General features: G+C 60.7%; 17 protein-coding genes. 10 read left to right on the top strand and 7 right to left on the bottom strand.

What is annotated here, in order from left to right; translation table 11 throughout:
* Positions 1–91 precede the first annotated feature (91 nt).
* Positions 92–484: a DUF2750 domain-containing protein gene (locus BGO64_RS19440; RefSeq protein WP_010675308.1), complete on the top strand. Its 393-nt coding sequence runs from the start codon at positions 92–94 to the stop codon at positions 482–484.
* Between the two features lie 87 nt (positions 485–571).
* On the opposite strand, the gene BGO64_RS19435 is transcribed toward BGO64_RS19440, so the two are convergent.
* Positions 572–2,377 carry an extracellular solute-binding protein gene (locus tag BGO64_RS19435; RefSeq protein WP_174217491.1) on the bottom strand — a complete coding sequence of 602 codons (1,806 nt, stop codon included), beginning with the start codon at positions 2,375–2,377 and terminating at the stop codon, positions 572–574.
* A 135-nt stretch (positions 2,378–2,512) separates the two neighbouring features.
* A complete protein-coding gene (locus tag BGO64_RS19430; RefSeq protein ID WP_010675306.1) occupies positions 2,513–3,406 on the bottom strand; it encodes an EamA family transporter in 894 nt (297 codons plus the stop codon).
* A 178-nt stretch (positions 3,407–3,584) separates the two neighbouring features.
* Here BGO64_RS19430 and BGO64_RS19425 point away from each other — a divergent pair, with 178 nt between their 5' ends.
* Positions 3,585–3,773: a hypothetical protein gene (locus tag BGO64_RS19425; protein WP_042017535.1), complete on the top strand. Its 189-nt coding sequence runs from the start codon at positions 3,585–3,587 to the stop codon at positions 3,771–3,773.
* On the opposite strand, the gene BGO64_RS19420 is transcribed toward BGO64_RS19425, so the two are convergent.
* Complete coding sequence (locus BGO64_RS19420) at positions 3,770–4,960, bottom strand: cyclic di-GMP phosphodiesterase (RefSeq protein ID WP_286701217.1); 1,191 nt, start codon at positions 4,958–4,960, stop codon at positions 3,770–3,772. The two genes, BGO64_RS19425 and BGO64_RS19420, sit on opposite strands and share 4 nt — an antisense overlap.
* A gap of 172 nt (positions 4,961–5,132) precedes the next feature.
* On the opposite strand from BGO64_RS19420, the gene rsuA reads away from it, so the two are divergent.
* Positions 5,133–5,825, top strand: coding sequence for a 16S rRNA pseudouridine(516) synthase RsuA (rsuA, locus tag BGO64_RS19415; RefSeq protein ID WP_124244230.1), 693 nt, complete (start codon positions 5,133–5,135; stop codon positions 5,823–5,825).
* 101 nt (positions 5,826–5,926) lie between these two features.
* Here rsuA and BGO64_RS19410 read toward each other — a convergent pair whose 3' ends face one another.
* On the bottom strand, positions 5,927–6,829 hold the full coding sequence (locus BGO64_RS19410; RefSeq protein ID WP_010675302.1) for a DMT family transporter: 903 nt from the start codon (positions 6,827–6,829) through the stop codon (positions 5,927–5,929).
* A gap of 290 nt (positions 6,830–7,119) precedes the next feature.
* Here BGO64_RS19410 and BGO64_RS19405 point away from each other — a divergent pair, with 290 nt between their 5' ends.
* Complete coding sequence (locus tag BGO64_RS19405) at positions 7,120–8,757, top strand: peptide ABC transporter substrate-binding protein (RefSeq protein ID WP_286701216.1); 1,638 nt, start codon at positions 7,120–7,122, stop codon at positions 8,755–8,757.
* A gap of 10 nt (positions 8,758–8,767) precedes the next feature.
* The gene (gene yfcE, locus BGO64_RS19400) at positions 8,768–9,310 is read left to right on the top strand and encodes a phosphodiesterase (RefSeq protein WP_286701215.1); all 543 of its coding nucleotides are present in this window, start codon (positions 8,768–8,770) and stop codon (positions 9,308–9,310) included.
* Between the two features lie 43 nt (positions 9,311–9,353).
* On the opposite strand, the gene BGO64_RS19395 is transcribed toward yfcE, so the two are convergent.
* The 3 genes from BGO64_RS19395 to flgA all read right to left on the bottom strand — a co-directional run bounded on the left by BGO64_RS19395 (position 9,354) and on the right by flgA (position 10,787).
* Positions 9,354–9,770 carry a flagella synthesis protein FlgN gene (locus BGO64_RS19395; RefSeq protein WP_039040232.1) on the bottom strand — a complete coding sequence of 139 codons (417 nt, stop codon included), beginning with the start codon at positions 9,768–9,770 and terminating at the stop codon, positions 9,354–9,356.
* Positions 9,767–10,087, bottom strand: a complete 321-nt coding sequence (gene flgM, locus BGO64_RS19390) for a flagellar biosynthesis anti-sigma factor FlgM (RefSeq protein WP_010675298.1) — start codon at positions 10,085–10,087, stop codon at positions 9,767–9,769. Before flgM ends, BGO64_RS19395 begins: the two co-directional genes overlap by 4 nt.
* Positions 10,088–10,181: 94 nt before the next feature.
* Positions 10,182–10,787 (bottom strand): flagellar basal body P-ring formation chaperone FlgA, encoded by a 606-nt coding sequence (gene flgA, locus BGO64_RS19385; protein WP_029314756.1) that lies wholly within the window; start codon positions 10,785–10,787, stop codon positions 10,182–10,184.
* A gap of 237 nt (positions 10,788–11,024) precedes the next feature.
* On the opposite strand from flgA, the gene BGO64_RS19380 reads away from it, so the two are divergent.
* The 5 genes from BGO64_RS19380 to BGO64_RS19360 all read left to right on the top strand — a co-directional run bounded on the left by BGO64_RS19380 (position 11,025) and on the right by BGO64_RS19360 (position 14,485).
* Positions 11,025–11,936, top strand: a complete 912-nt coding sequence (locus tag BGO64_RS19380; RefSeq protein ID WP_010675296.1) for a chemotaxis protein CheV — start codon at positions 11,025–11,027, stop codon at positions 11,934–11,936.
* A 17-nt stretch (positions 11,937–11,953) separates the two neighbouring features.
* On the top strand, positions 11,954–12,778 hold the full coding sequence (locus BGO64_RS19375) for a CheR family methyltransferase (RefSeq protein WP_010675295.1): 825 nt from the start codon (positions 11,954–11,956) through the stop codon (positions 12,776–12,778).
* 61 nt (positions 12,779–12,839) lie between these two features.
* Entirely contained in the window at positions 12,840–13,241 is a 402-nt protein-coding gene (gene flgB / locus BGO64_RS19370) for a flagellar basal body rod protein FlgB (protein WP_010675294.1), read from the top strand.
* Complete coding sequence (gene flgC, locus BGO64_RS19365) at positions 13,238–13,657, top strand: flagellar basal body rod protein FlgC (protein ID WP_005329775.1); 420 nt, start codon at positions 13,238–13,240, stop codon at positions 13,655–13,657. Before flgB ends, flgC begins: the two co-directional genes overlap by 4 nt.
* A 90-nt stretch (positions 13,658–13,747) precedes the next feature.
* Entirely contained in the window at positions 13,748–14,485 is a 738-nt protein-coding gene (locus tag BGO64_RS19360; protein ID WP_048207977.1) for a flagellar hook assembly protein FlgD, read from the top strand.
* Position 14,486 lies beyond the last annotated feature (1 nt).

Below are 14,486 nucleotides of genomic sequence, written 5' to 3'. Positions count from 1 at the left end.
GATGGAAAGACGGATGACCCATTACTCCTGCTGGACAAGGGGTCGGCAAGATGTGAACATGTCGCCCTTTATTGAACGAGAGACTTGACCGATGAGCTATGAACTTAGCGACACCGAGCGCAATGCCGCGCTGCAACTGAACGCCGATTACCGCTTTGATCACTTCATCAGCAAGTTGGTCGAGCACGAAGAGCTGTTTGTCCTGACCGACGAACACGGCGTCATGATGCTGACGACCGAAGAGGAAGACTGCATCCCGGTATGGCCGCATCCCGACTACGCCAAGGCCTGGGCCGAAGGGGAGTGGGCCGAGTGCAAGCCGCAATCCATCACCCTCAAAGTGTGGCTGGATCGCTGGGTGGACGGCATGGAGCAGGATGATCTCTGCGTGGCCGTGTTCCCGACGCCGGATCAGGAAGGCATTGTGCTGGACCCGGCCGACGTCGCCGACGCCATTGCGCAAAAGCAGGCCAAACGCGGCTGAGCGCCCTCTGCCTGGTGCCATCCCGGTTGTAACAAAGACCCCGCCAATGCGGGGTCTTTTGTTTTGGGGATGACGGCGCCAGCTGCCCTATTTTTGCTGGTAGGTGGTATCCGTGATGGTCACCGGCGGGAAGGTCTGCCCTCCTTTGATGGCAGCCCGGGTCTGAGCCTTTGCCGCTTCGTCAATCCAGAGCAGGCCGCCGAAGCTGTAACCCGAGTTGGAGCCGTCAAGGGGCCAGTAGAGCAAGTCGCTCTGGGGGGTTGCCGGCACCTTGGGCAGGCGTACCCAGCGCCAGGCGCCGGCCCGGGTATAGGGCACCTGATAGGCGGGGACGAAGCTGGCGAGCTCATAGAGTCGCTGCTGGATCTGGCGGGAGAGGTCGGCCTTCTTGCCGAAATCGAACGCCTTGTCGTATTGCTCCACCAGGGCCGAGATCCTGTCGTCATCGATGTTCATGATGTTGTTGGTCTGGGGCTTGTTGGCATTGACCCTGTGGAAGTGTTCCCAATAGGCGGGATAGCGACCGCCGCTCCAGGCCATCCAGGCACTCTGGTGTTTTTTCTCCAGCATGGATTTGAAGCCGGCAGACGCATCCATCAGATTGAGCTCGAGGTTGAGCCCCGCCTTTTTCGCCTCTTCCCGCAGCAGGGTGAGGCGCTGGGCATGTTCCGCCGTGGTGTAGGTGATGCTGAGGGAGAGGGGCTGGCCCTTGTCGTTTCGCAAGATGCCATCCGGTCCGGTCTTGGTAAAGCCCGCCTTGGCAAAGAATTCGCGAGCAAGGGCGGGATCGAAGGGGCGCGCCTTGAGGTCGGTATTGGTGAAATCTCCCTGGCCCGAGCCATAGGTGTTGAGACGCTGGTAGTCCCCCCGCAGCAGGGTCGCGATCATCTTGTCCAGGGCGAGGGCGTGCTGGATGCCGAGTCTGACGTCGAGATTGCTCAGCAAGGGATCGGCGGTGTTGAGATAGAGCCCCATGGGGGGCTGAGGCGTCTGGTTGTAGAACCAGAGCCGCTCGATATAGCCCTTCTCGAATTCGGCGGTTTTGCTCTTGTCATGCCACCAGTTGGGCATCACGAGGGGGAAGGTGTCGAGCTCACCGCGCAGGAAGTGCTGCCAGGCGATGTTCTGATCCCTGAGCACCTTGATCTCGATGCGATCCGGATTGAAGCGGTGCTGGAAGTAGCGCTCGTCGTTCCCCCACCAATCCTTGACCCGGTCGAAGGTAACCGACTTGCCCTTCTTGAGCTCGCCAATCTGGTAGGGGCCTGTGACCGGCAGCACCTTCCAGTTGTACTCCTTGACCCAGTTGGCGGTCAGCTTGATGGCGTGGCTGGGTTCCGGGGTGAAGGGGAGAGCTTCGAGCAGATCTTCCCGGCTCTTCTCGGTGCCGCTGGTGATGGCGAGGGTGTGATCGTCAAACTTGGTCACTTCGCTTATCTGGGTGCTGTAGTAGTTGTTGTACCAGGGGTCGTTGATCTCCTTGCTGCGCATCATCTTGAGGGTGAAGACCCAGTCGTCCGCAGTGACGGGCTGGCCGTCCGACCAGCGGGCCTTGGGGTTGATACGAAAATAGAGCGTCTTGTTATCCGCGCCGAAAGCCCACTGGTTGGCCAGCATGGGGATGGGATTGCGCGTCACGGGATGGGTGCTCAGGAGCGGCAGGTTGGTCTCGCGCACGTAGGCCGCAAAACCGCCGTTGGAATCCGGCCCGTATTTGCGCAAGGTGAGCGGAAAGCTCGACATGAAATCCCGGAAGGTGCCGCCTCGCTTGGCCTCGGGGTCTGCATAGACGGGGTCGGTGTCGTTGCTCTCCCATTTGAGATCTGCCGGCAGGGTGGCACTCCAGCCGAACGGGCTCCAGCAGAAGGGGAGCAGCATGGCCGTGACCCGCATGATACCTGGTAAAGAGGGAATGATCGAAAGTGACGGATGACGCATGTCCTTGCTCTCCTGATGATGGCATCCTGCCGAAATAATGGGGGGGGCCCAAGAGGGCCTGACCCATGATGGGAAGTTTCCCGGGCGAGGTCAATCCTCGGTTTGGGTCTTCAAGAAGCGCATCTTGCCCCCCAGCAGATGCACCACAAAGCCGAGCAGCACCAGACCCGAGCCCAGCCATTGCAGGGGAGTGGGGTGTTCATCGAGCAGCAGGGCGGCGGCCACCATGCCGACACAGGGAACCAGCAGGGAGAGGGGGGCAACCTGGGCCACCGGATAGCGCATCAGCAGCCTCCCCCACAGGCCATAACCGAGCCAGGTGGCGATAAACGAGAGATAGAGCACGCACAAGACGCCCTGCCAACGGATGTTGAGCAGGCTGCTTGCGATGAGTTCGGGCCCCTCGAACAGCCAGGAGAGCGCGAAGAAGGGCAGGATGGGCACCAGCCCGCCCCAGGCGACCAGGCTCGGCAGAGAGGTGCGATAGCGCAGACCTATCTGGCGATTGATGACGTTGCCAAGGCCCCAGCAGGCGGCTGCGCACAGCGTCAGCACAAACCCGATGAGGGTGAGGTTGCCCTCGCCATGGGTGGCAATGAGATAAAGACCTGCTCCCGCCAGCGGCAGTGCCACCCAGTGGTGGGGCTGCCAGCGCTCTCCCAGCCAGATCATGGCGAACAGCAGGGTGAAGACCACCTGGGATTGCAGCACCAGGGAGGCCATGCCGGCGGGCATGCCGAATTTCATGGCGCAGAACAGGAAGGCAAACTGGCCCAGGCTGATCGCACCGCCATAGGCCAGCAGCCAGCGCCAGGGCATGGCAGGCCTGGGGACCAGCAGAATGGCGGGGAAGACGACTCCGACGAAACGCAGTGCTCCCAGCAACAGTGGGGGGATGCCTTCCAGCCCCCACTTGATGGCAACGAAGTTGAGTCCCCAGCAGAGAATGACCAGGGCGGCCAGACACTTGTCCTTGGTTTGCATGCAGCATCCTTGTTTGAGCGGCGCCGGCACGGCAGGGCGCCGAAGGGGTCGAGCATACCTGCTACAGGGTGGGCACCGTCAAGGGCGCAGGTGTCTGCCGGGCGAGTGCGGGCGGGCTAAGCTAAAAGTGAGAGCCCGGATTGACGGGCTGGCGTCGATGGCTGACCGGAGGTATTCCATGAGCGACCATACCCTGCTGCCCCATGGTGAAGACTTGCGCCGCGCGGTGCGCTGGCTCAGCGAACACCATCAACACGACATCCGGGCCATCGAAGAGGCCTGCCTGCGCTTCGATCTCTCCCCGCTGGATGAGGAGTTCCTGATTCGCCATTGCCGCGAGCAGCCGCCAACAAGCCGGATAGGTTAGACGAAGTTGGCCAGGTTGATGCCAAACTCCTTGGGGTCCACCGTGCTCTCTATGGTCTCCTGAACCCCGTTTTTGGCGAGATCCAGCCACTGCACCTCGAGATAATGGCGATGGCCTGCGTGATAGATCACCTTGACCGCGGGCTTGAGCGGTTGCTGTTCGTTGCGCTGCATCACGATGGCCAGGCGCTGGTTGGAGAGCTGCACCAGGGTACCCACCGGATAGACCCCCATGCACTTGATGAACCTGGTTACCAGGTCGGCATCAAAATGCAGATCAACCCCCTTGAGCAGAATGCGAAACGCCTGGGTTGGCTGCATGCCCTGTTTGTATACCCTGTCTGCCGTCACCGCATCGTAGACATCGACGATGCCGCTCATGCGGGTGTAGAGGGAGAGCTGATCCCCCTTGAGGCGCCGCGGGTAGCCGGTGCCATCGATCCGCTCGTGATGGTTGGCGGCCACCTCCAGCATGATGGGGGTGATGCCGGCGGTGGCGGCCAGGATGTCGTGGCTGTGGACCACGTGCTCGCGCATCACCTCCAGCTCCTCATCGGTGAGCTTGCCCGGTTTGTTGAGCACCTCGTCCGGGGTCATGATCTTGCCCACGTCGTGGAGCAGGCCACCGAGGGTCAGCTCCTTGAGCACGCTGCGATCCAGCCCCAGGTAGCGGCCGAAGTTCGCCAGGAGGATAGCGACATTCATGGAGTGCTCCATCAGGTAGGCATCCTTGGCACGGATCCGCGCCAGACAGAGCATGGCATCGCCGTGGGTGAACATGGTATCGACCATCTCTTCGGCCACGGCGGCAAGGGGCGTGATGTCGATGGGCTCTCCGGCCTTGAGATGGCGAATGAACTTGCCTTGCAGTTCGCGCGCTTCCTGATAGAGCCGACGGATCTTTAGCTCGCGCCCTTCACCACTGCCGATCTGACGAGAGGAGCCCGCCCCGTTTGTCACCACATCCGCCGGGCTTGCCGAGCCCCCTCCCGGCAGCTTGCTGCGGGCAAGATCCACCCGCACCGTCAGCACGCCGCGCCGGATCAGCGCCTCCACCTGCTGGGGGTTGGTCACCATGCCGGTCTGGGCAATCTCCATGGCGCCGGTCTGGCTGGCAATGGCAATGACGTACATGCCAGGTTTCAACTGGCTGACGGGGATGACGGGGTGAGACTTCGTCGGCTTCATGGGTACATCCTGGGCTTATTATTATGTGTGATGTCGGTCTGCTGACGGCAGTCTATCACTGGCACATCATGGCGTCAGGCGCCATCTTGAGTCCCTGTCGCTTAGTACTGGTGTTGTCGGGTCTGACCGATATAATGTCGCCCCCAATCATGATGGATTCCGAGGTTTTTGCATGCGGCTCGACAAATTTCTTTGCGATTGCTCCGATTTGACCCGTTCCCAGGCGGGCAAGCTGATCCGTCAGGGGGAAGTGCTGGTAGACGGCGTGCTGGTCAAGCAGCCCGCCTTTCACATCAATGAGCAACACCAGATCGAGTTTGACGGTGTGACCTTGACCCTGAACCTGCAGAATCGCTACTTCATGCTGCACAAGCCGGAAGGATATGTCTGCTCCAACGAGGACCCGGATCACGCCACCGTGTTCCACCTGCTCGACGAGCCGGCCATGGGCAAACTGCATGTGGTGGGGCGCCTCGATCTCGATACCACCGGGCTGGTGCTGATCACCGATGACGGCCAGTGGTCCCATCGCATCACGTCGCCCCGGCACGAGTGCGCGAAGACCTACCATGTCTGGCTGGCTGATCCCGTGAGTGAAGAGGCTATCTCGCTCTTTGCCGACGGTATCTACCTGCGCAACGAGAACGACAAGACCCGCCCTGCGGAGCTGGAAATCCTGGACGAGCGGGAAGCACGCCTGACCATCCACGAGGGCAAGTATCACCAGGTGAAGCGGATGTTCGCCGCCATCGGCAACAAGGTGATCGGGCTGCATCGGGAACGCATCGGCGATCTGGCTCTGGACGATGAGCTGGCACCGGGGGAATACCGGGAGCTGACCGAAGAGGAAGTGGCTCTGTTCTAGGGGCGCGATCGCCTCTCTCCCTGTCCGGCAAGGGGGAGCATCGGCGGCTCAGTGCCGCCGATGGGCGTGTTGGTCCTTCCTTCTTGCAGGAGAGACGGGGCTCAGTTCCCCATTCCCAGCACCAGGGCCGTGCCCAGGGTGGCCAGCAGGGCTCCGGCCCAGGCGGGGAGCGAGGGACGCATCCCCGAGTGCCACCACAGCAAGGGCAGCAGAATGACCGGCGTGGTGGAAGACAAGATGGCCACCATGCCCACATCTCCCTGACGCAGGGCCACCAGGATCAGGGTCATTCCCAGCGTCATCGCCAGAAATCCGTTGATGCCTATCATGCCGAGCACTTGCCGGTTGATGGGGTTGTGCGGCATGGCGAGCGGCAGGCGCAGTGCCCGCAAGACGCAGTGTGCCAAGAGGGCGCTGCCCATGCGCACGCCGGAAGCGCTCACCGCGTCCACGGTGCCGCTCATCATCACCGGCTTGGCGATGATGGCTCCGAGGCTCTGGCACAGGGCTGCGGTGAGGCCAAGGGCTATGCCGACCACGAGGCGGCCGCGCACCTGCTCCCATTCGTTCTGCTGGTTGTCGCCACGACGACCAAACAGGATGGCGAGCATGACCCCGGCCAGGACCAGCAAGGCGCCTGGCAGGCGCCAACCATCGAGCCGCTCGCCAAAGAGCCAGAGCCCGAGGAGGGCGGAGAAGAGGGCGTGGCAGGAGAAGAGCAGACCGCTGCGCCTGGGGCCGAGTCGGTTCATGCAGGCAAAGAGGGCGGTGTCGCCGACGAAGATGCCGATGAGGCCGGAGAGGGCCAGCAGGGGAAGGGCGCTCTCGGTGAGGGTCTGCCAGCCTCCCGTCACCAGACTTGCGCTGGCCAGCATCAGGCTGACCAGGAACATCCGCCAGCGGCTGTAGGCAAAGGCCCCCAGATGGCGAGCCGGTTTGACGGAGATGAGGGCGGCGATCGCCCATAAACTGGCGGCAGCCAGCGCCAGCCATTCGTAACCCATAGATACCCCTGAAACGGTAGACGACAACCGGACTTGCAGGCGACACATCGCCCCGGTCCGATTGCCAACGGGGCAGGAGAGTGCGCCTTCTGGCGATTGCGCCCGCCCGTGGCGGCCATGTCGTCATAAAACCTTGAAAAAAATAGCCCGAAAGACTCCCTCTATCGGGCAGGCCCGATACAATACGGGTCGTCTTCGGGGATAACAAGCGCGGCATGATGCATTCGGTTCCAGGCGCGCCGCCGGCCTTCCCCCCATTGCAGTCAAAAGAATTGAACGAGGTTGATGTCATGTTTTACCGTTTCGCCGCCAGGCCAGCCCGCCGCTGGCTCTCTCCCTTGCTGTTCGGGTTGATGGCGGTGCCGCCGCTTCAGGCCACTACCGTGGTGCAGCAGCCCGTGCTGTCGGACAGGCAGACCCTGGTCAAGGGCAATGGCGCCGAACCCGAGTCCCTCGATCCGGCCCTGATCCGCTCCGGTTTCCCGGGGGAGGTGGTGCTGGTGGACCTGTTCGAGGGGCTGGTGAGCGAGGATGGTCAGGGCAAGATAGTGCCCGCCCAGGCCCAGCGCTGGGAGACCAGCGAGGATGGGCTGGTGTGGCGCTTCTTCCTGCGTCCCCAGCTCAAATGGTCCAACGGCGAGCCCCTCACCGCCCGGGATTTCGTCTACGCCTGGCGGCGGCTGCTGAACCCGGCGCAGGCTTCCCCCTCCGCCGGCCTGCTGCTGGCGACCGGCATCAACAATGCCCAGTCCATCTATGCCGGGGCGCTCGACCTCGATGCCCTGGGGGTGGAGGCAGAAAGCGACCAGATCCTGAAAGTGACCCTGGAGCGCCCCGTTCCCTATTTCCTGCAACTGGTCAGCCAGCGCCCCTTCGTGCCGGTCAACGAGCGGGTCATCGCCCAGTTTGGCAAGCAGTGGACCCAGCCAGGCAAGATGGTGAGCAATGGCCCCTACAAGCTGGCGAGCTGGGTGGTGAACGAGCGCATCGAAGCCGAACGCAACCCCCAGTACTGGGATGACGCCCATACCCGGATCCAGCGGGTGACCTACCTGCCGCTCGCTTCCCAGCATGGGGAGCGGCTGCGTTACGAAGCGGGGGAGATCCAGCTCACCAACAAGGTGGCGCTGGAGTACTACCAGAAGACCATGCAGGAGGCACCGGAGCGGATCTGGGGTCTGCCGCTGCTTGGCACCTATCTTTACACTTTCAATCTCAATCGCCCCGAGTTGCAGGATGTGCGGGTGCGTCAGGCGCTCTCCATGGCCATCGATCGCCACCTGCTGACCGAGAAGGTGAGCGGCCAGGGAGAGCGCTCTGCCTGGTCACTGCTGCCCGCCATGCCGGGTTATGACGAGCTGGATATCCCCCTCTCCCGGGAAGACCAGCCGACCCGATTGGCCCTGGCCGCCGCGCTGTTGACCCAGGCGGGCTACAACAGCGCACATCCCCTCAGGCTGACGCTGACCTACAACACGTCGGAGAACCACAAGAAGCTGGCCCTGGCGGTGGCGGCCATGTGGAAACCGCTGGGGGTCGAGGTCTCCCTCAACAACATGGAGTGGAATGCCTATCAGGTAGCCAAGGACAGTGGTGATTTCATGCTGGCTCGTTCATTTTTGTTTGGTGATTATGTCGAACCGTCGTCCATGCTTGGCAGTTTCCGCTGCCAGGATCCCCAGAACGAGAGCGGCTACTGCAACCCCGCCTTCGATGGTCTGCTGCAACAGGCCGCCGAGACCCTGGATGCCAACGCCCGGTCCGGGATCTATCATCAGGCCGAGCAACTGCTGATGGAGGAGGCGCCCGTCATCCCCGTCTATCACTACAACCAGATGCGACTGGTGGACCCGGCACTGCGCGGCTTGCCGAGCCGCAACCTCAAGGGCGCCATCGCCACCAAGGATCTCTATTTCAGCCAGCCATGAGGAGTGTGGAATGAAGATTGCCATTATCTCGGATCTGCACGGCAGTCTGACAGCCCTCGAGCAGGTGCTGGCGCAACTCGCTCCCTGGCAGCCTGATCACTATCTGCTGCTCGGGGATCTGCTCAATCACGGGCCGCGCAATCCGGTGCCGGCGGGGTATGATCCTGCCGCCGTGGCGGCAAGGCTCAACGAGCTGGCCCCCCGCATCATGGCGGTGCGTGGCAATTGCGATTCGGAGGTGGACCAGATGCTGCTCCACTTCCCCATCACGGCGCCCTACAACCAGCTGCTGGTGGATGGGCGGCGCTGGTTTGTCAGCCACGGTCATCTCTATGAGCCCGGCAACGTGCCCCTGCCAGCAGGGAGCCTGTTCATCAGCGGTCATACCCATGTGCCTGTGCTGCGCCAGGAGAGAGAAATGATCCTGATGAACCCGGGGTCTATCTGTTTTCCAAGGGGCGAGTGGGTGGCCAGTTATGGGCGCTATGACGAGGGCTGCATGAGCATCCATGCCTGCAAGGATGGAGAAACCCTGATGCAGCTGGTGCTCTGACTAGGGGCTGACAAGGAGAGAAAATCAGAAGGGGGAGAGGAGATCAGGCCTTGATCCCGAAAGAGCGGGTGCCTGAGCGGGTATTGCCTTTGGCGTCATAGGTCAGGGAGCTGCTGTCTCTGAGCTTGCTGAGGAAGCTGGCGAGACGGCGATTGGAGACAATGCTGAGTTCGAGCAGACGACCGTTGAGGTTGTTCTGTTCCTGGCAGGCTTCCAGCTTGGCTTGCAGGGCCTGCAATTGGGTCGGGAAGGCGCCCAGCTGTTGCTGCAGGTCGGGTAGCTCCGCCAGAGTCTTGTCCAACGTCTCGATGGCCACCAGCAGTTGCTGCTTGCGATCGGCGAGTGCCGGCAAGGCAAGGGCCCGGTGAGCCTTGAGGAGGTCGAACTCCTCTGCCAGCAAGCCTTGCATCTGGGAGAGGTTGTCGTCCTGAGCGCGCAGCAGCGAAGGGAGGTCCATCATCCCAACCGTTTATCCAGATCGGCTTCGAAGCTGAACATCTTTCTGGCCACGGCTTCGCTGTTGACCTTGTACTCTCCACTGGCCACGGCCTTCTTCAGGCTCTCGACGCGGCTCTCGTTACCGGTGGAGGCGGTGTTGAGGGTCTTCTGCATCTGTTGCAATTGCTGCGCCTCACTGGTCAAGGAGACAGAGTCGCTCTTGACGGTCGTCGCACGGCTGCTCTCGCTGGAGGTCGCCGACTTGGTGGCTACACCTTGGCTGCTGCCGCTGTTTTGCAGGCGGTTGTTAGCCAAGTTGTTGATATTGTTGATAGCCATAAGGTTTACCTTCGTCTGCTTTGCTGTTCGCTTACCTGTGTATCGGTGACGGCGGTCAGAACTTTAGAAAAAAATTGCGCAGTGCATTCCTGTGTCAGAATGTCACGACCACGGAGCCCACTGCACTGACCTGGCCTTGCACCGTTCTGCCCGAGCGCGTGTTGACAAGCCGGATCATGTCTCCGAAGCTGCCATCTTGCAAGGCGCGGGCCATGGTTTTGATCTGCATGCTGCTGTTTTCGGCGCTCAGGGTGACCTGGTCCCCCTTGCAGACCACGCATACCTGGGTGAGCCTGATTGGCTGACCCGGTTTGAGCTCACGCTTGCTGCGTACTCCGATGAGGGCGGTCGGGTCGGTAAGGTAGTCGCCACGGATCAGGGTCTGGTCCTGGTATGCCAGGGTCAGCATGGGTTCACTCAGAATGTCTCCCTTGGCAACCGGGACGGCGACGGTGACATAGGGTTTCTGGATGCTGACCCGGACCGGTAGATAGAGATCCCAGGATTTGTCTCCCTCGCACTTGAGGTAGACGGTGGTGTTGCGACGGATCTCCATCCTGGCGGGGAGGGAAATGGTGAGGGCATCTTCGCAGCGCGTGAGGGGGAGGCGCTCGTCAATGGTACCGGCCTTGACGTCGGCCTGTGCATCGAGGGGAATATCGAGCTGGTCGAGCACGAACGCCTGTGCCTGTTCTTGCAGATAGTCGGTGACCTCGGACGCCATGGCGTGAGACAGACTGCAAAACGGCAGTAAGATAAGGAAAAGTCTACTAATCATTTTTGCTTACCGGTCGATAAGTTATTCACGTATACCACCGTAGTTAACTATGCTTGCTCCAGAATTATTCGGTTGTTGAAACAACGATGATCTGATGCAAGCCAATGTGCATGCATAATGACATGCACGATCAGTGCCAAGCATTTTTAGGGAGTGTTTATGGCGAGTATTCTGGACTCGGTCAACCAGCGAACCCAGCTAGTGGGACAAAACAGGCTGGAGCTGCTGTTGTTTCGTCTCAATGGACGTCAAAGATTTGGCATCAACGTATTCAAGGTACGCGAGGTGCTGCAGTGTCCCCCTCTGACAGTCATGCCCAAGCTCAACTCCTGCATTCGCGGCGTGGCACATATCCGTGGCCAGACCATCTCGGTGATCGATCTCAGCATGGCGATGGGCAAGCGCCCCATCCAGGACCTCTCCAAGTGCTTCATCATCATCTCCGAGTACAACCGTTCCATTCAGGGTTTCCTGGTCCACTCGGTCGAGCGCATCATCAACATGAACTGGGAGTCCATCCTGCCGCCACCCAAAGGGGCAGGTCGCATCAACTACATGACGGCGGTGACCGAGGTAGATGGTGAGCTGGTGGAGATCCTGGACGTGGAGCGCATTCTCAACGAGATCTCGCCGGTCTCCACCGAGGTGTCCACCGAACTGGTGGAAGCAAGCGTAGAGCGCAATCCTCACGGGCGTCCCGTGCTGGTTGCGGACGACTCTTCGGTTGCGCGCAAGCAGGTTCAACGGGCACTGGAGGCTATCGGGGTGCAGTGCGTGCTGGCCAAGGATGGACGGGAAGCGCTCAACATGTTGCTGGAGATGTCCAAGAACGGTCCCATCAAGGATCAGATAGCCCTGGTCATTTCGGACATCGAGATGCCGGAGATGGACGGTTATACCTTCACCGCCGAGATCCGCAACAATCCCAACCTCAAGGATTTGCATGTTATCCTGCACACTTCCCTCAGTGGGGTGTTCAATCAGGCCATGGTGCAGAAAGTCGGAGCGAACAATTTTATTGCCAAATTCCAGCCGGATGAATTGGCCAAGGCCGTACAAGGCGCTCTCTAATCAAGAAGAACAACTGCATGAAGACACTTTCGGACGACTTATACAGGCAATTCAGCAATTTTCTGGCGCAACAGAGCGGCATAGTGCTGGGTGACAACAAACAGTATCTGGTCAAGAGCCGCCTGTCGCCCTTGATGACTCAGTTTGGTATCGAGAGTCTGTCTGATCTGGTCACCCGGGCGATGAGCGTGCGCGAGCGGGAGCTCAAGATGGCGGTGGTCGATGCCATGACCACCAACGAGACCCTGTGGTTTCGCGATACCTATCCGTTCCAGCTGCTGAGCGACAAGATTTTCCCGGAGCTTGGCAAGAGCGGTCGTCCCATCAAGATATGGTCTGCCGCCTCTTCATCCGGGCAGGAACCCTACTCCATCGCCATGACGGCGCTGGAGCAGCAAGTCAAGCGGCCGGGGACCTTGCCGGGCGGGGTGCAGATAGTGGGGACCGATATCTCCAGCACCATGCTCAACCAGTGCAAGGAGGGGGTCTACGACAGCCTGGCGCTGGCTCGCGGGCTCTCCCCCGAGCGCAAGCGACTCTTTTTCGAACCCTGTGGTGACAACAAGATGCGGGTGGTGGAGCGTGTCAGAAAATTGACCAGCTTCCGTCCCCTCAACCTGCTGGAGAGCTACAGCCTGCTCGGCAAGTTTGACATCATCTTCTGCCGCAATGTGCTCATCTACTTTGCGCCCGAAGTGAAATCCAAGATCCTCAACCAGTTCGCCAGCAGCCTCAATCCTGGCGGCTACCTGATGCTGGGGGCCTCCGAGTCTCTGGCCGGCCTCACCGACAAGTTCGAGATGATCCGCTGCAACCCCGGCATCGTCTACAAGGTCAAATAACCCCGCTCAATACCCTCTTGGCACACCTCTTGCTAAATATTCATGAAGCAGGAGGTGTGCTATGGCAATTTCATTCGACAAGGCATTCGGTGTTCATCAGTACACGCTGAGCGTGCGCGCCAAGCGTGCCGAGGTGTTGTCCAGCAATATCGCCAATGCGGACACGCCGGGCTTCAAGGCCCGTGACATCGACTTCTCACAGGCGTTGCAGGATGCCCAGGGCCAGCAAGGGTTCGGGCTCAGCACCACCAGCGAGAAGCACTTCGCCTTGCAGATGGATACCCCGGGCACGACCCAGTACCGCAACCCCCTGCAACCGGATACCGGTGACGGCAACACGGTGGACGTGCAGCAGGAGCGCAGCGAGTTCCTGCGCAACAGCCTCGAATACCAGGCCTCCCTTGAATTCATGAACAGCAAGATAAGTGGCCTGCTCAAGGCACTGAAAGGAGAGCAAGGATGAGTTTGTTCAAGGTCTTTGACATTGCAGGCTCTGCCATGAGCGCACAGTCCGTTCGCCTCAACACGGTGGCGAGCAACATGGCCAACGCTGACAGCGTCAGCTCCAGCGTGGAAAAAACTTACCACGCCAGGCGGCCAGTCTTTGCCGCCCAGCTGGATCAGGCCATGTCCGACAAGCAGGCCTCGGTCGGGGTGGATGTGAAGGGCATCGTCGAGAGTGATGCGCCCCTGCTCAAGGAGTACAACCCGAATCACCCCATGGCGGACAAGGATGGCTTCATCTTCAAGCCCAACGTCAACATGGTGGAAGAGATGGCGGACATGATAGCGGCGTCGCGCAGCTACCAGACCAACGTCCAGGTGGCCGATGCGGCCAAGAAAATGTTGCAGCAGACCCTGGGTCTGGGCAAGTCCTGACAGAGGTGAACCCGGATGAGAGTGACCCATGATCGCCTGCCAGGCGGCAACAATCGGCCCAGTGGGCACGCCCTAGAGGGAGGAGCATAAGTGGCAGATACCTATGACAGCCTGCTGGGCGTCAACCGGACGACGTCGGCCCAGACCAGTACGGTCAACACCAGTACCCAGAAAAAGGAGCTGGATCAGGAGTCCTTCCTGAAGCTGCTGACCATGCAGCTCTCCTATCAGGATCCGTTCAAACCGGTGGACAACGCCCAGATGCTTTCCCAGATGACCTCGATGTCGACGTCTCAGGGGATCAGCAGTCTCTCCTCCCAGATGGAGAGCCTCAACAGCCTGATGACCTCCAGCCAGGCGCTGCAGGCCTCCGCGCTGGTGGGGCAGAACGTGCTGATCCCGTCCAACACGGGTTACGTGGAGAAGGGGGGTACCCTCACGGGGGTCATCGCCACCGGCGATGGCGGCAGCAACATCAAGGTGACGGTGAAGGACGAGAGCGGCCAGGTCATCAGGGAGTTCGCCATCGAAGGGAGCCACAAGGGGAACGTGGCCTTCGAATGGGATGGCAAGGACAAGTCCGGCAACCAGGCCAAGAGCGGCAAATATTCGATAGAGGCGCATGCCACCGTCGACGGCAAGTCGGAGAGCGTCCCCGCCCTGACTTACGCCAAGGTGGAGAGCGTCACCCTGGGAACGAGCACCAACCCCAGCACCCTCAAACTCAAGGGACTGGGTGGCATCTACCTGACCGATGTATTGGAAATTGGCGCGACGACCGGCAAGACCACCACCCAGTCTGCTTCGTCCTCTAACGCAGTGATCTAAG

This window comes from Aeromonas sp. 62-46 (assembly GCF_001898585.1).
Taxonomy (GTDB): domain Bacteria; phylum Pseudomonadota; class Gammaproteobacteria; order Enterobacterales; family Aeromonadaceae; genus Aeromonas; species Aeromonas caviae.
Note: the sequence above shows the minus strand (reverse complement) of the source record. Positions and strands in the feature narration are given on the sequence as shown.

What these genes read in the sequence shown, in the direction of transcription:
- BGO64_RS19440 (WP_010675308.1), top strand. Translation starts at nt 92, where the DNA reads ATGAGCTATGAACTTAGCGACACCGAGCGCAATGCCGCGCTGCAACTG.
- BGO64_RS19435 (WP_174217491.1), bottom strand. Translation starts at nt 2,377, where the DNA reads ATGCGGGTCACGGCCATGCTGCTCCCCTTCTGCTGGAGCCCGTTCGGC.
- BGO64_RS19430 (WP_010675306.1), bottom strand. Translation starts at nt 3,406, where the DNA reads ATGCAAACCAAGGACAAGTGTCTGGCCGCCCTGGTCATTCTCTGCTGG.
- BGO64_RS19425 (WP_042017535.1), top strand. Translation starts at nt 3,585, where the DNA reads ATGAGCGACCATACCCTGCTGCCCCATGGTGAAGACTTGCGCCGCGCG.
- BGO64_RS19420 (WP_286701217.1), bottom strand. Translation starts at nt 4,960, where the DNA reads ATGAAGCCGACGAAGTCTCACCCCGTCATCCCCGTCAGCCAGTTGAAA.
- rsuA (WP_124244230.1), top strand. Translation starts at nt 5,133, where the DNA reads ATGCGGCTCGACAAATTTCTTTGCGATTGCTCCGATTTGACCCGTTCC.
- BGO64_RS19410 (WP_010675302.1), bottom strand. Translation starts at nt 6,829, where the DNA reads ATGGGTTACGAATGGCTGGCGCTGGCTGCCGCCAGTTTATGGGCGATC.
- BGO64_RS19405 (WP_286701216.1), top strand. Translation starts at nt 7,120, where the DNA reads ATGTTTTACCGTTTCGCCGCCAGGCCAGCCCGCCGCTGGCTCTCTCCC.
- yfcE (WP_286701215.1), top strand. Translation starts at nt 8,768, where the DNA reads ATGAAGATTGCCATTATCTCGGATCTGCACGGCAGTCTGACAGCCCTC.
- BGO64_RS19395 (WP_039040232.1), bottom strand. Translation starts at nt 9,770, where the DNA reads ATGATGGACCTCCCTTCGCTGCTGCGCGCTCAGGACGACAACCTCTCC.
- flgM (WP_010675298.1), bottom strand. Translation starts at nt 10,087, where the DNA reads ATGGCTATCAACAATATCAACAACTTGGCTAACAACCGCCTGCAAAAC.
- BGO64_RS19380 (WP_010675296.1), top strand. Translation starts at nt 11,025, where the DNA reads ATGGCGAGTATTCTGGACTCGGTCAACCAGCGAACCCAGCTAGTGGGA.
- BGO64_RS19375 (WP_010675295.1), top strand. Translation starts at nt 11,954, where the DNA reads ATGAAGACACTTTCGGACGACTTATACAGGCAATTCAGCAATTTTCTG.
- flgB (WP_010675294.1), top strand. Translation starts at nt 12,840, where the DNA reads ATGGCAATTTCATTCGACAAGGCATTCGGTGTTCATCAGTACACGCTG.
- flgC (WP_005329775.1), top strand. Translation starts at nt 13,238, where the DNA reads ATGAGTTTGTTCAAGGTCTTTGACATTGCAGGCTCTGCCATGAGCGCA.